The following is a 13,359-nucleotide window of genomic DNA, read 5'->3' as shown; positions in this document are numbered from 1 at the left end:
GCGTGCTTGACCGATCAAGAAGCTCGGTGAATCGCCCAGTGGTACAGCCCCATGGCCACAGAAGTTGTCAGGTTGTAACTGCTGACCTTCTCGCGCATGGGCAGCCGGACGATCCTGGCGGCCTGCGCGCGCACCTCCGGGGAGAGCCCGTGGCGTTCCGACCCGAAGGCCAGCACGGCGTCGTCCGGGATCGGGCCTTTCAGCAGGTCACCGTCCGCGTCGAACGCGATGAGCTCGCCGGGGAAGTCGAGGTTCTCCGCCCTGGCGACCGGCAACGCGAAGTGCAGGCCGGCGGATCCGCGCAGCACGTTCGGGTGCCAGGGGTCGACGTCGCCCGTGGAGAGCACGCCACCGGCGTCGAGGCCGGCCGCGACCCGGATCGCGGCACCGAAGTTGCCGAGGTTGCGCGGGTTGTCGAGCAGGACGATCGGCGCGGCGCGGTCGAACGGCAGGTCCGGCTGCTCCGCGAACCCGGCCACGCCGGTCGGGTGCGTGCGGCCGACCCGGAGCTTGAAGTGGTTCTGGTCGACCTCGGTGGCGGCCGCGAACCGCTCGCGCAGGTCGGGGGCGTGCGTCTCGGCGAGGCTGACCGCGGCGGCGAGGTCCGTCGTGATCAAGGGGTGCACATCGGCGCCGAAGCGCAGCGCGTGCTTAACAGCGTGAAAGCCTTCGAGCAGCACGGCCGCCAGCATAGAAGCCGATCCACGAGACCATCACGATCGACCCCAGCACCAGCTGGACCAGCGTCGCCGCGCTCTCCGGGTACCAGACGCCGTCGATGTAGTGGTCGATGAACCCTGTCTCGAGCAGCGGCCTCCCCGCCATCGCCCGGAAGTCGTTCTCCCACACCGTGAGCGGGCACACAGTCGGGGTGATGATGCTGAGGATCGCCCACGCGCCCAACGCGAGGTGCGGGTAGATCACCCAGCGCCACCGCCAGGCGAGGAAACCGCCCGTGAGCAGGAACGCCAGCACCGTGAAGTGCAGCGCCACGATCGCTTCGGCGAAGAGTCCGGCCATTCGCACCACCCCGTCCTCCAGACTAGGACGGGGTGGCTCGAAGCGCTCTCGATAAAACCTCAGGCCAGCCCGAGGTCGTTCAGGTCGAGCAGGTACCGGTACTGCAGGCCCTCTGCCTCGATGGCCTCCTTGGCGCCCGTGCCGCGGTCGACCACGGTGGCGACACCGATGACGTCGGCCCCGTGCTCACGCAACGCCGTGACGGCCGTGAGCACCGAACCGCCCGTGGTGGAGGTGTCTTCGACCGCGAGGACCCGCTGCCCGCGCACGTCGATGCCCTCGATCTGCCGCTGCATGCCGTGCGCCTTGTTGGCCTTGCGCACGACGAACGCGTCGAGCACGTCACCGTCGACCGCGGCGGAGTGCATCATCGCGTAGGCCACGGGGTCCGCGCCGAGCGTCAACCCGCCGACGGCGACGAAGTCCCAGTCGGACGTGAGCTGCCGCAGCAGCTTGCCGATCAACGGTGCCGCCGCGTGGTGCAGCGTCGCCCGCCGCAGGTCGACGTAGTAGTCGGCTTCCTTGCCGCTGGACAGGGTCACCTTGCCGTGCACCACGGCCAACTCGCTCACCAGACGAGCGAGTTCCGACTTCGAGTTCGCGTCCAAGACCACTTCAGTTCGCACGGGTCGTCAGCTTCGCACACCCGCGCGTCCAACGCCTCGTACGCTCCATCACCGTGAGCACCCTCTCCGTCGAGCAGCCGTGGACCGCGATGAGCCTGCTGTTCCGGCCGCACTACCGGGTGGAGGTGTTCGACGAGCACGACGTGCCGGTCGCGGTGGTCAGGGAGCGATCCGGCCCCGGCCTGCAACGACCCCTGCGGCACACCGGGTTCTCCGGCTGGACGACGTTCGACCTCGACGTCGTCGCGCCGCACGGACAACCGATCATGCGCATCGGCAAGCAGTTCGGGCGACGGCCGCACGTACGGGTCACCACCCCGCAGGGACAGCTGATCGGGACGATCAAGACGCACGGCGCGTGGCAGCAGTCACTGCACGACGCGACCGGCCGGCGACTCTGCCACTTCGCCGACATCGCGCGGATCGAGACCGGGAGGCGGGCCAAGCGCGACGGCAGGCGGGTCCGCCGGGACGTCGTCCGGATCAACCCGCAGGTCACCGAGCCGCTGCGGACGCTGGCGACCGCCTGCGCGGTCGCCTTCGACGTCGTTCGCGGTACCGGGACCAGCCACACGAGCAGCGGCGGCGTGGACTGGCCCGCCTGACGACGGCGCCGCTCAGGTGCGGCCCCGGCCACCCGCGACCCGCGACGCCAGCCTGCGCAGCAAAGGCCGCGGCAACAGCCTCGCGCCGATCACGATCGCCTTGTACTGCAGGCCGGGGATCGACAACAGCTTGCCGCGGCGCAGGTCCCGCAGCCCCTCGTGCACCAGCCGGTCGGCGTCGACGTAGAGCCAGTTCGGCGTCTTGGACATGTCGATGTTCGCGCGTTTGTGGAACTCGGTGCGCACGAAACCGGGGCACAGCGCCATGATCCGCACGCCCGTCCCCTCGGCGGCGAGGTTCATGCCCTCGGAGAACGTCGTCACCCACGCCTTGTCGGCGCTGTAGCTGGTGCCGCGGCCGGGCAGGAAGCTGGCCACGCTGGACACGTTGATCACGTCGCCCTTGCCACGCGCGATCATGGCCGGAATCGCGGCTCGGCTCAGCCGCAGCACCGTGGCGACGTTGACGTCGAGCTGCGCCTGCAACTTTTCGATGTCCGCGGTGAAGAACTCGCCGCTGCTGGCGAAGCCCGCGTTGTTGACCAGCAGGTCGACGGCCGACTCGGCCAGCCGGGCCTCGACCTTGGCGCGGTCCGCCGGGTCGCTGAGGTCGGCCGGCAGGACGTTCACGTGGACGCCGTGGCGGTCGTGCAGCTGCTTCGCGAGCTCCTCGAGTGCGGACGCGGTACGTGCGACCAGCACGAGGTCATATCCCTCGGCCGCGAGCCTGCGGGCGAAGGCGGCTCCGATCCCGACGGTCGATCCGGTCACCAGTGCGGTTGGCATACCGCACGGTAACCGGAAAGCTCCTGGGGCCGAAGGGCCGGTCAGGGCTGCTTGCGACCGAACGAGGGCCGGTAGACCTCGCCACCCTCGTCGTCCTCCGCGACCGGCTCCTCGCGCTCGGAGGGGTCCGGGTCGAACGGGTCGATGACGTCCGCGAGCTCACCGATGTCGCGCAGCAGCCGTTCGAGGCGCGCGGGCGACGAGTTCGGCGGCGCGGCGGCCAGCACCCAGTCGTTCTCCAGCCAGACGACCGTGACGTCGCCCCCGATCTCCTCGGCGGCGTCGATCAGGTCCGGCGTGATGATCTTGCGAGCGGCCGGCACGTCCGTGACGAACGCGTACCGCGACCCCACCGGCCCGAGCAGGTCCGGCATCGGCATCTTGTCGTTGTCGCGCTGGAACGGCACCGTCGACAGCCACAGCTCGATCACCACCGACAACGCCCTGCGGCAGCGCACGCCGACCAGCACCGAGTTGACCTTGCCGCCGGTCTCGTGGTCGAGCACGTAGACCTGCCGCCGCCCGTCCGCGGTGAAGGTCGAGCCGGCGACGACGTCCCGGGCGAGCCCGGTGCCGTAGTACGCGATGGCCCCCGCCTCCCACCGGGTCGGCAGCACGTGGTCCGTCTCCTCGAACTGCCAGCCACGCAGGGCAGCCCAACGGCGCCGTTCACGATTACGCGCGGTTCGTTGCGCCCGGTCGGTCGCGAGCAGGGCGAACCCCGCCACGGCCGCCACCGCGGCGACGGTGAACCAGACCCACGCCGGTATGCCCACAGCTGAAGCGTAGTGGGTCGAGGGCGAGGAACGAAGATCACTTCCGCGCGTCGTGGCCGGGGTGTGCCTTTCCCCTCGTCAGGCGCCGCACGAAGGCGGCACGACGACGACCTGATCCGCGTCCTCGTAGACGATCCGGCCGGGGTCGTCGCTGTCCAGCCGCGCCCACGGCACCCCGTGGGCGTCGAGAACGTCCAGGTAGCCCGCGACCCGCGAGATCAGGTCCCGCGAGGACAACCGAAACCACGCCACCGCCTCCGGCCGCGCGTACACGGTCGGGTCCACGGTCGACGGGTTGGTGTAGTTGGCGTCGTACCAGTCGTTGTTCAGCCGCCGGAACAAATGCTGCGCCGGGGTCAGCTGATCCCGCCGCGACAGCATGTTGACCAGGGCGAAGACGCCGAGAAAGCGGCCCTGCCGATCCGGCAGGGCCGCTTGGAACCTCACGTAGGTCACGCCGCGCGACCCACGATCAACCCCGAGTTGTCGTCCAACACGTCGACCCGCACCGTGTCGCCGTCCCGCACCTCACCGGCCAGCAGCTCCTTGGCGAGCTGGTCACCGATCGCCGACTGCACCAACCGCCGCAGCGGCCGGGCCCCGTAGATCGGGTCGAACCCGTTCAGGGCCAGCCAGTCGCGGGCCGACGCGGTGACGTCCAGCGTCAGCCGCCGGGCCGCGAGCCGGTCCGCCAGCCGGGCGATCTGGATGTCCACAATGGACGTCAGCTCCTCGGTGGCGAGCGCGTGGAACACCACGACGTCGTCGAGCCGGTTCAGGAACTCCGGCTTGAAGTGCCGCTGCACCACCGCCATGACCGCGTCGCGGCGCTCCAGTTCGGTCAGCGACGGGTTCACGATGGTCTGCGAGCCCAGGTTCGAGGTGAGGACCAGGATCGTGTTGCGGAAGTCGACCGTGCGGCCCTGGCCGTCGGTCAGGCGGCCGTCGTCCAGTACCTGCAGCAGCACGTCGAACACGTCCGGGTGCGCCTTCTCGACCTCGTCGAGCAGCACGACCGAGTACGGGCGGCGGCGGACCGACTCGGTCAGCTGGCCGCCCTGGTCGTAGCCGACGTAGCCGGGAGGCGCTCCGACCAGGCGGGCCACCGAGTGCTTCTCGGAGTACTCGCTCATGTCGATGCGGATCATCGCCCGCTCGTCGTCGAACAGGAACGACGCCAGCGCCTTGGCCAGCTCCGTCTTGCCGACGCCGGTGGGGCCGAGGAACAGGAACGACCCCGTCGGGCGGTCCGGGTCGGCGACGCCGGCGCGGGTCCTGCGCACCGCGTCCGACACGACCCGCACGGCCTCGGCCTGGCCGACGACGCGGCGGCCGAGCTCGTCCTCCATGCGCAGCAGCTTGGCGGTCTCGCCCTCCAGCAGGCGTCCCGCCGGGATGCCGGTCCACGCCGACACCACGTCCGCGACGTCGTCGGGGCCGACCTCCTCCTTGAGCATCGCGGTTTCCTGGGTTGACTCCGCGGCGACGGAGAGTTCCTTCTCCAGCTGAGGGATCCGGCCGTAACGCAGCTCCGCGGCACGGCCGAGGTCGCCGTCGCGCTCGGCCCGTTCCGACTCGCCGCGCAACGACTCCAGCTGCTCCTTCAGGCCGCGCACGCGGTCGATGGAGCCCTTCTCGTTCTGCCAGCGGGCGGTCAGCGCGGACAGCTCCTCGCGCTTCTCGGCCAGCTCGGCGCGCAGCGCGGAGAGCCGTTCGACGGACGCGGGGTCGGACTCCTTGGCCAGCGCCATCTCCTCGATCTCGAGGCGGCGGACGGCACGTTCGACGGTGTCGATCTCGACGGGCCGGGAGTCGATCTCCATGCGCAACCGGGACGCGGCCTCGTCGACGAGGTCGATCGCCTTGTCCGGCAGGAAGCGAGCGGTGATGTAGCGGTCGGACAGCGTCGCGGCGGCGACCAGGGCGGCGTCGGTGATGCGCACGCCGTGGTGCACCTCGTAGCGCTCCTTGAGGCCGCGCAGGATGCCGACCGAGTCCTCCACCGACGGCTCGCCGACCAGCACCTGCTGGAAGCGGCGTTCCAGGGCGGCGTCCTTCTCGATGTGCTGGCGGTACTCGTCCAGCGTCGTCGCGCCGACCATGCGCAGCTCGCCGCGCGCCAGCATCGGCTTGATCATGTTGCCGGCGTCCATGGCCGACTCGCCGGTCGCGCCGGCGCCGACGATCGTGTGCAGCTCGTCGATGAACGTGATGACCTGCCCGGCCGAGTCGGTGATCTCCTTCAGCACGGCCTTGAGCCGCTCCTCGAACTCACCGCGGTACTTCGCGCCCGCGACCATCGAGCCCAGGTCCAGGGCCACGACCTTCTTGCCGCGCAACGACTCCGGCACGTCACCGGCGACGACGCGCTGCGCCAGGCCCTCGACGATCGCGGTCTTGCCGACGCCGGGCTCGCCGATCAGCACGGGGTTGTTCTTGGTGCGCCGCGACAGCACCTGCACGACGCGGCGGATCTCGGCGTCGCGGCCGATCACCGGGTCGAGCTCGCCCTTGCGCGCGCGTTCGGTCAGGTCGACGCCGTACTTCTCCAGCGCCTTGTAGGTGCCCTCGGGATCCGGCGACGTCACCCGCGCCGATCCGCGCACCTTCGCGAAGGCCTCGGTCAACGCGTCCGGCGCCGCGCCGTGCCGCCGCAGCAGGTCGGCCACCTGGCCACCGTGCTGCGCGAGCCCGACGAGCAGGTGCTCGGTGGACACGTACTCGTCGCCCATCTCGGTGGCGAGCTCCTGCGCCTTGCCGAGCACCCGCACGGCGTCACGCGACAGCTGCGGAGCCGACACGGTCGAACCGGAAGCGCTGGGCAACGAGCGGGAGAGCTGTTCGAGCTCCTTGCGCACCTGCGCGGGGTCGGCGCCCACCGCGGAGAGCAACGGCGCGGTCAACCCGTCCGTCTGCGCCAGCAGTGCGCCGAGCAGGTGCACGGACCCCACGTCCGGGTTCCCGTTGAGCGTCGCGGCCTGCACCGCCGCGGACACGGCCTGCTGCGTCTTGGTCGTCGGGTTGAAAGCGTCCATCTCCTCCACCTCGTGGTCAGCCTCCAGCATGGACCATCATCCCGCACAACGTCAGAAAAGTTGAGCGTGTTCCGCTCAACCCTGAAGCCGGTCCAGATCACACGCCCGCCGGAAAATCCGGGCACGGGTCGCACGGGTCAGGCGAAGATCAGCGCCATGACCTCAATCATCCACAACATCACGGTCGACGCCCGCGACTCCTACGAGATCGCCTCGTACCGGCTGCATGTCGACCTGCAGCCGACCGACCTCACCCGCGACGAGGAGGTCGAACGCCTCGTCGCCATCGGCGCGACGGTCTTCGACGATCAGCGCAGGCCCGACGGCACCGGCTGGGTCACGATGCGCGACCCCGAGGGCAACGAGTTCTGCGTGGAACGCAGCGCAGCCGAACGCGCCGCAGCCTCCTGATCGCCGTCACTCGAAAGCACCAACAGCCTGTCCACAGCGGAAGCTGACTTATCCACAATCGGCTGTTCAGTATCCACAGGTGAATCAAGTTCAGTGGCGACCGTCTGTGCACCAGAACCCGTTGGAGTGACAATCTCGTCGTCCACCGAGTCCCGCAGCGGCTGCTCCTTGATCAGCAACACCGCGATCACCGTGAACACGGCGAGACCAGCGGCGATGAGGAACAACTCACCCATCGCGTCGCCGTAGGAGTCCCGCACCGCCGGGGAGAGGGAGCCGGGGTCGAGCGTCTGCGTGCTCACGTGCGCCGCCAGCACGGCTCCGAGCACCGAGACGCCGGCCGTCCCGCCCAGCGACCGCAGGAACGTGGCCGTGGAACTGGCCGACCCCAGGTCGGCCATCCCCACCCCGTTCTGCACCGCCAGCACCAGGTTCTGCATGGTCAGCCCCAGCCCGACGCCGACCAGCGCCAGGTAGGCCCCCATCAGCACCAGGTTGGTGCGGTGGTCGATCGTCCCGAGCAACGCCAAGCCCGCGACCAGCGAGAACGAGCCCCAGACCAGGTAGCTCTTCCACTTCCCGCTCCTGGCGATCAACTGCCCGCTGACCGTCGACGAGATGCTCAGCCCCAGCACCAGCGGCACCGTCAGCAGCCCGGCCTTCGTGGGCGAGAACCCGCGAGCGATCTGGAAGTACTGCCCCATGAACACCGAGGCACCGAACATGGCCGTGCCCACCGCGATGCCACCGAGCATCGCCAGCACCACGGTCCGGTTCTTGAACAGGTGCAACGGGATGACCGGCGCCGACGCCCGGCGCTCGACGAAGTAGGACCCGACGATCGCCAGCAGGGCCCCGCCGACGTACAGCGCGCTCTCCCTGGAGAACCAGGGGAAGTCCTTGCCCGCGAACGACACCCACATCAGCACCAGGCTCACGCCACCCGTGATGAGCGTGGCCCCGAGGTAGTCGATCTTCACGTGCTGCTTCTTGACCGGCAGGTGCAGCGTCTTGTGCAACACGGCCAGCGCCACCAGCGCCAGCGGCACGCAGACGAAGAAGCACCACCGCCACCCCGGCCCGTCGACGAGGAACCCGCCGACCAGCGGCCCGCCCACGGTCCCCGCGGAGATCACCATGCCGGTGTACCCGCTGTACCGGCCGCGCTGCCGCGGACTGAGCAGTGCCCCCACGACGACCTGCCCGAGCGCCTGGACACCCCCCATCCCGAGTCCCTGGAGCACGCGGAACCCGATGAGCTGCTCCATGTTCTGGCTCAGCCCGGCCAGCACCGAGCCGACGACGAACAACACGATGCTCGTCTGCAACAACGTCTTCTTGTCGAACAGGTCCGCGAGCTTGCCCCACAGCGGCGTGCTGGCCGTGGAGGCGAGCAACAACGAGGTGATGACCCACGTGTACTGGGTCTGCGTGCCCTTGAGGTCGGCCAGGATCGTCGGGAGAGCGTTGGAGACGATGGTGGAGCTGAGAATCGCGACCAGCAACGCCACCCAGATGCCGGACAGCGCTTCGAGGATCTCCCGATGCGACGTGGGCCGGTTCAAGCACACCTCCAGTAGTTAGTTGATGCGATACAACTATATCTGGAGATAGTTAGCTAGGCCAAGTAATTCGGTGGCTGATGCGTCACACCAAAGCCGGACCCACGTGCAGCGGCGGCTCTCAGTTCCTCTCGGTCGCCGCCTTGTCGGCCTTGACCCCGAAGAAGTCGCCGCCCTTCTTCCGGGCGTCGTCCGTTCCCCAGTGCCGGACCCGCTCCACCGGCACCATCCGCGGGATGTGCTTGCGACAGTGGACGTAGGCCTCCCGCACGGACACCACGACCCACCGCTCGATCTTGCGGTCGTCCCCGGCGAACTCCGCGAACTCGTCGAGCGGGGCGATCCGGGCGCGGCCGTTCACGTGCAGCCCGATCAGGTCATCGGCGAAGTCCACCATCAGCATCCCGACGTGCGGGTTCTCCATGATGTTGCCCAGCGACGCCATCACCCCGTTCCCCCGGTACTCGGGGTACACGACCGTCCGCGAGTCCACCACGCGCAGGAACCCGGCAGGCCCGGCCCGCAGCGTCGAGTCGCACTCGCCGTCGGCGTCGGCGGTCGAGATGAACGCCATCTCCATCCGGCCGACGAACTCGGCCATCGCGGGGTTCAGGTGGTCCAGGACCTGGTCCGAGTAGAAGCGTGTAGCGCGATCGGACGTCTCCAGGGCACATTGGAGGAAGTGCTCACCGCGTGAGCCAGGCAGTGCGTCCGGTAGCTCAACACGGTCGGGTGAGGTGGTTTCAGTCAACTCAGGCAGGGACACGCGCCCCACCCAAGCACGCAAGCGCGTAAGCCGGTACAGACGGGCTCCGACTTTCACACTGTTGCGGGAACAACTAGTTGCACACGGTAGTCATACTTCGCTCGAAGGTGGCATCAAGGAGCCAACAGGCCCGATCAGGGGTTAGTGTCCACCCTGTCGGGGGACGGATGCTTGACGAGGACGAAAGCGCCTGGACAGTGCCTTGCCGGCGCCACCGAACGCCAATGAGAACGTGGAGACTGCGCGCGGACCATGACTGCGAACGCTGTGCTGAGCCCCATCCCTTCCCCGCCACACCGAGAACCCCCGCCCGGCGTCACCGCGATGGTGCGGATGATCCGGGAGAGCTTCGCGGTGGTGGAGCCGCATTCCGAAGAAGTGGCGAAGTTCTTCTACGGGATGCTCTTCTCGCTCTCGCCTGCCACACGCGAGATGTTCCCCGCGAACATGGAGGTGCAACGCAGCCGTCTGCTGCGCGCCCTCGTGCACGTGGTGCAGATGGTCGACCGCCCGGACGACCTGATCCCGTTCCTGCGTCAACTGGGCCGTGACCACCGCAAGTTCGGTGTCATCAACGTCCACTACGAGGCGGTCGGGACGGCACTGCTGTCCGCGGTGAAGAAGTTCTCCGGACCGGCCTGGACGCCGAAGGTCGAGATGGCGTGGGCCGAGGCCTACACGCTGATGGCCAGGGCCATGCAGGAGGCGGCCGACGCCGACAACGGGCCCGCGTACTGGCACGCGACGGTGCTGGAGCACCAGCGCGTGTCGTGGGACCTCGCGGTCGTGCGGCTGCAGCCCGACCACCCGGTCAACTACAAGGCCGGTCAGTACGTCAGCGTGGAGACGCCGCAGCGCAAGCGCCTGTGGCGGTACTACACGCCGGCGAACGCACCACGCGAAGACGGCGTCATCGAGTTCCACATCCGGTCCGTCGACGGCGGCTGGGTGTCACGCTCCGTAGTCGGCCACACGCAGGCGGGCGACACCTGGCGGATCGGTCCGCCGATGGGACGTCTCTCGGTCGACCGCACGGCCGGGTCGGACATCCTGATGGTGGCCGGTGGCACGGGCGTCGCGCCGATGCACGCGATCATCGACGAGATGGCGCAGTACGGCGAGAACCCGCGCGTGCACCTGTTCTACGGCGGCCGCACCCGCGAGGACCTCTACGACCTGGACAACCTGCAGCGCATCGCGACCACGAACCCGTGGCTCACGGTCGTGCCGGTGCTGGAGTCGGACCCCGGCGTGCGCGGTGTCGAGCAGGGCAGCCTCGCCGACGTGGTCACCCGCTACGGCGCGTGGGAGGACCGCGACGTCCTGGTCTGCGGCAGCCCGGCCATGATCAGGTCGACGGTCTCCCGCATGCTGGTCGCCGGAACCCCGCTCGACCGGATCAAGTACGACCCGTTCACGCTGGACTAAACTCGGCACGTCGAAGCGACTGGCGTGCCGAGGGTGGAACTGACCACCGGGAAGCGACGGCCGAGCGCACCGAACGCCTGGGTGCCCGGCACGGAGTGATGCCGTGCTGCGCGAAGTCGATCCCGAGATCGCCACCCTGATCCAGGCCGAAGAACGTCGTCAGGCCAGCAAGCTGCGCATGATCGCGTCCGAGAACGACGTGTCGGCCGCCGTGCTCGAGGCAACGGGCTCGGTGCTGACCAACAAGTACTCCGAGGGTTACCCCGGCAAGCGGTACTACGAGGGCCAGCAGGTCATCGACCAGGTCGAACAGCTCGCGATCGACCGGGCGAAGTCGCTGTTCGGCGTGGACCACGCGAACGTCCAGCCGCTCTCGGGCGCTCCGGCGAACCTGGCCGTCTACCTGGCGTTCCTGCAGCCCGGCGACACCGTGATGGGTATGTCGCTGCCGATGGGCGGCCACCTCACCCACGGCTGGAGCGTGTCCGCGACGGGTAAGTGGTTCCGCGCGGTCCAGTACGAGGTCCGCAAGGACACCGGCGTCGTCGACCTGGACGAGGTCAGGGCACTGGCGCTGGCCGAACGCCCGAAGGTGATCTTCTGCGGCGGCACCGCCATCCCGCGCACGATCGACTTCCCTGCCTTCGCGCGGATCGCGGACGAGGTCGGCGCGATCCTGGTCGCCGACATCGCGCACATCGCCGGACTCGTCGCGGGCGGCGCCCACCCGTCCCCGGCCGGACACGCGCCGGTGATCACCACGACGACGCACAAGACGTTGCGCGGCCCGCGGGGCGCCATGATCCTCTGCGACGCCGAGCACGCGAAGGCGATCGACCGCGCGGTCTTCCCCGGTCTGCAGGGCGGCCCGCACGACCACACGACGGCCGCGATCGCCGTGGCACTGCACGAGGCGTCGCAGCCAGCGTTCCGCGAGTACGCGCACACGATCGTCGCGAACGCCAAGGCACTCGCCGACGCACTGCTGGAGCGCGGCTTCGACCTGGTGTCCGGCGGCACGGACAACCACCTGATCCTGATCGACCTGACGTCGAAGCTGATCGGCGGCAAGCCGGCCGCCCGCGCACTGGACCGCGCGGGCATCGAGCTGAACTACAACGCGGTCCCGTTCGACACCCGCAAGCCGTTCGACCCGTCCGGCATCCGGCTGGGCACGGCGGGGATCACCACCCGCGGCCTCAAGCCAGGGCAGATGCCGTTGATCGCGAACTGGATCGACCGCGCGATCGCCGCCCACGACAACGACCAGGCGCTGGACCGCATCGCCGCCGAGGTCGGGGAGCTACTCAGCGCCCTCTAGATGTGATGTCCAGGGAGGTTGGTCAGCCGGGTGATGGGTGGCTGGCCTCCGAGGGCGGAGTGGGCTCGGTGGTGATTGTAGAAATGGATCCAGCCGGGCAGGGCGGTTCGGCGCTCGGTTTCTGACTGGTAGTGGCGGGCGTAGGCCCAGCCGTCAGCCAGGGTGCGGTGGAAGCGTTCGACCTTGCCGTTGGTCTGAGGCCGGTAGGGCCTGGTGCGTTTGTGCCGGATGCCAAGTTCTGCGCAGGCGTCGCGCCAGGCGAAGGAGCGGTAGGCGGAGCCGTTGTCGGACAGGACTCGTTCGACAACGACTCCGTGCTCGCGGAACCAGGCGGTCGCGCGGCGCAGGACGGCGGTAGCGGTGTCGCCTCGTTCGTCGGTGTGGATTTCGGCGTAGGCGATGCGGGAATGGTCATCGACGACCGTGTGCAGGAAGGCTTTGCCGGTCAAGGGTTTGTAGTCTTTGCCTTTGGGCAGGCCTGGCATGGCTCGCTTGTTGCGGTCGCCTTGCTGGCGTCCGACGAAGCGGTGTCCGCCGCCGTCGGGAATGTTGCCGAACTTGGTGACGTCGACGTGGATCAGCGAACCGGGGTGGGGGTGTTCGTAGCGGCGCAGGGGTTCGCCGGTGACGCGGTCGATGCGGGAGAGCCGGTTGATCCGGCAGCGCACCAGCACGGCGTGCACGGTGGAGGCGGCCAGGCCCAGCCGGCCCGCGATCTGGACCGGGCCCAGCCGGTGCCGCCAGCGCAGGAGCACGATCTGCCGCACGAGCGGTTCGGGTGTGCGGTTCGGGCTGTGACGCGGACGCGAGCTGCGGTCGAGCATCCCGGCCCCGCCCTCGTCGCGATAGCGGGCGGCCCACTTGCGTGCGGTTCGCTCCGCGACCATGAACATCTTCGCCGCTTCGGCGGGCCGCCAGTCCTGTTCCACGATCAGGCGAGCCAAGCGCAGTCGAGTCCGTGGGGTCAGCGTGGCGTTAGGGTGGGACACGAAGGCCTCCGGTGTGTGAAGCGGTTCCTAGACA

At 69.1% G+C, this 13,359-nt stretch carries 14 protein-coding genes and 1 riboswitch; of the genes, 4 read left to right on the top strand and 10 right to left on the bottom strand.

What is annotated here, in order from left to right:
- Positions 1–14: 14 nt before the first annotated feature.
- Genes ACRSBM_RS41315 through pyrE form a run of 3 tightly spaced genes read right to left on the bottom strand, consistent with a single transcriptional unit; the run spans position 15 to position 1,634 of the window.
- Positions 15–680 (bottom strand): TrmH family RNA methyltransferase, encoded by a 666-nt coding sequence (locus ACRSBM_RS41315; RefSeq protein WP_434452141.1) that lies wholly within the window; start codon positions 678–680, stop codon positions 15–17.
- Positions 652–1,020, bottom strand: a complete 369-nt coding sequence (locus ACRSBM_RS41310) for a DUF2784 domain-containing protein (protein ID WP_434452140.1) — start codon at positions 1,018–1,020, stop codon at positions 652–654. The genes ACRSBM_RS41315 and ACRSBM_RS41310 overlap by 29 nt, the downstream gene beginning before the upstream one ends.
- 59 nt (positions 1,021–1,079) lie before the next feature.
- Complete coding sequence (pyrE, locus tag ACRSBM_RS41305) at positions 1,080–1,634, bottom strand: orotate phosphoribosyltransferase (protein ID WP_434453459.1); 555 nt, start codon at positions 1,632–1,634, stop codon at positions 1,080–1,082.
- A gap of 65 nt (positions 1,635–1,699) precedes the next feature.
- On the opposite strand from pyrE, the gene ACRSBM_RS41300 reads away from it, so the two are divergent.
- Positions 1,700–2,251: a hypothetical protein gene (locus ACRSBM_RS41300; protein ID WP_434452139.1), complete on the top strand. Its 552-nt coding sequence runs from the start codon at positions 1,700–1,702 to the stop codon at positions 2,249–2,251.
- A gap of 12 nt (positions 2,252–2,263) precedes the next feature.
- Here the strand turns inward: ACRSBM_RS41300 and ACRSBM_RS41295 are convergent, their stop codons facing one another.
- The 4 genes from ACRSBM_RS41295 to clpB form a co-directional block, all read right to left on the bottom strand.
- A complete protein-coding gene (locus ACRSBM_RS41295) occupies positions 2,264–3,037 on the bottom strand; it encodes an SDR family NAD(P)-dependent oxidoreductase (protein WP_434452138.1) in 774 nt (257 codons plus the stop codon).
- Between the two features lie 41 nt (positions 3,038–3,078).
- Positions 3,079–3,813 (bottom strand): hypothetical protein, encoded by a 735-nt coding sequence (locus tag ACRSBM_RS41290; protein WP_434452137.1) that lies wholly within the window; start codon positions 3,811–3,813, stop codon positions 3,079–3,081.
- A 78-nt stretch (positions 3,814–3,891) separates the two neighbouring features.
- On the bottom strand, positions 3,892–4,269 hold the full coding sequence (locus ACRSBM_RS41285; protein ID WP_434452136.1) for a hypothetical protein: 378 nt from the start codon (positions 4,267–4,269) through the stop codon (positions 3,892–3,894).
- Complete coding sequence (clpB, locus tag ACRSBM_RS41280) at positions 4,266–6,848, bottom strand: ATP-dependent chaperone ClpB (protein WP_434453457.1); 2,583 nt, start codon at positions 6,846–6,848, stop codon at positions 4,266–4,268. The genes ACRSBM_RS41285 and clpB overlap by 4 nt, the downstream gene beginning before the upstream one ends.
- Before the next feature lie 156 nt (positions 6,849–7,004).
- Between clpB and ACRSBM_RS41275 the strand changes: the two genes are divergently transcribed.
- Positions 7,005–7,259, top strand: a complete 255-nt coding sequence (locus ACRSBM_RS41275; protein WP_434452135.1) for a VOC family protein — start codon at positions 7,005–7,007, stop codon at positions 7,257–7,259.
- On the opposite strand, the gene ACRSBM_RS41270 is transcribed toward ACRSBM_RS41275, so the two are convergent.
- Positions 7,157–8,824 (bottom strand): MDR family MFS transporter, encoded by a 1,668-nt coding sequence (locus ACRSBM_RS41270; protein ID WP_434452134.1) that lies wholly within the window; start codon positions 8,822–8,824, stop codon positions 7,157–7,159. The two genes, ACRSBM_RS41275 and ACRSBM_RS41270, sit on opposite strands and share 103 nt — an antisense overlap.
- 118 nt (positions 8,825–8,942) lie before the next feature.
- Positions 8,943–9,581 carry a pyridoxamine 5'-phosphate oxidase family protein gene (locus ACRSBM_RS41265; RefSeq protein WP_434453455.1) on the bottom strand — a complete coding sequence of 213 codons (639 nt, stop codon included), beginning with the start codon at positions 9,579–9,581 and terminating at the stop codon, positions 8,943–8,945.
- 330 nt (positions 9,582–9,911) lie between these two features.
- Between ACRSBM_RS41265 and ACRSBM_RS41260 the strand changes: the two genes are divergently transcribed.
- Both ACRSBM_RS41260 and glyA read left to right on the top strand, forming a co-directional pair.
- Positions 9,912–11,015 (top strand): FAD-binding oxidoreductase, encoded by a 1,104-nt coding sequence (locus ACRSBM_RS41260; protein ID WP_434453453.1) that lies wholly within the window; start codon positions 9,912–9,914, stop codon positions 11,013–11,015.
- Between the two features lie 5 nt (positions 11,016–11,020).
- Positions 11,021–11,105: riboswitch (ZMP/ZTP riboswitch) on the top strand.
- A gap of 13 nt (positions 11,106–11,118) precedes the next feature.
- Positions 11,119–12,336, top strand: coding sequence for a serine hydroxymethyltransferase (gene glyA, locus ACRSBM_RS41255; protein ID WP_434452133.1), 1,218 nt, complete (start codon positions 11,119–11,121; stop codon positions 12,334–12,336).
- Here the strand turns inward: glyA and ACRSBM_RS41250 are convergent.
- The gene (locus ACRSBM_RS41250) at positions 12,333–13,325 is read right to left on the bottom strand and encodes an IS481 family transposase (protein ID WP_434448954.1); all 993 of its coding nucleotides are present in this window, start codon (positions 13,323–13,325) and stop codon (positions 12,333–12,335) included. The two genes, glyA and ACRSBM_RS41250, sit on opposite strands and share 4 nt — an antisense overlap.
- Between the last annotated feature and the right edge of the window lie 34 nt (positions 13,326–13,359).

Origin of the sequence: Lentzea xerophila (assembly GCF_051094245.1) — a bacterium.
GTDB classification, from domain to species: Bacteria; Actinomycetota; Actinomycetes; order Mycobacteriales; family Pseudonocardiaceae; genus Lentzea; species Lentzea xerophila.
This window is presented reverse-complemented; position numbering and strand designations above follow the sequence as displayed.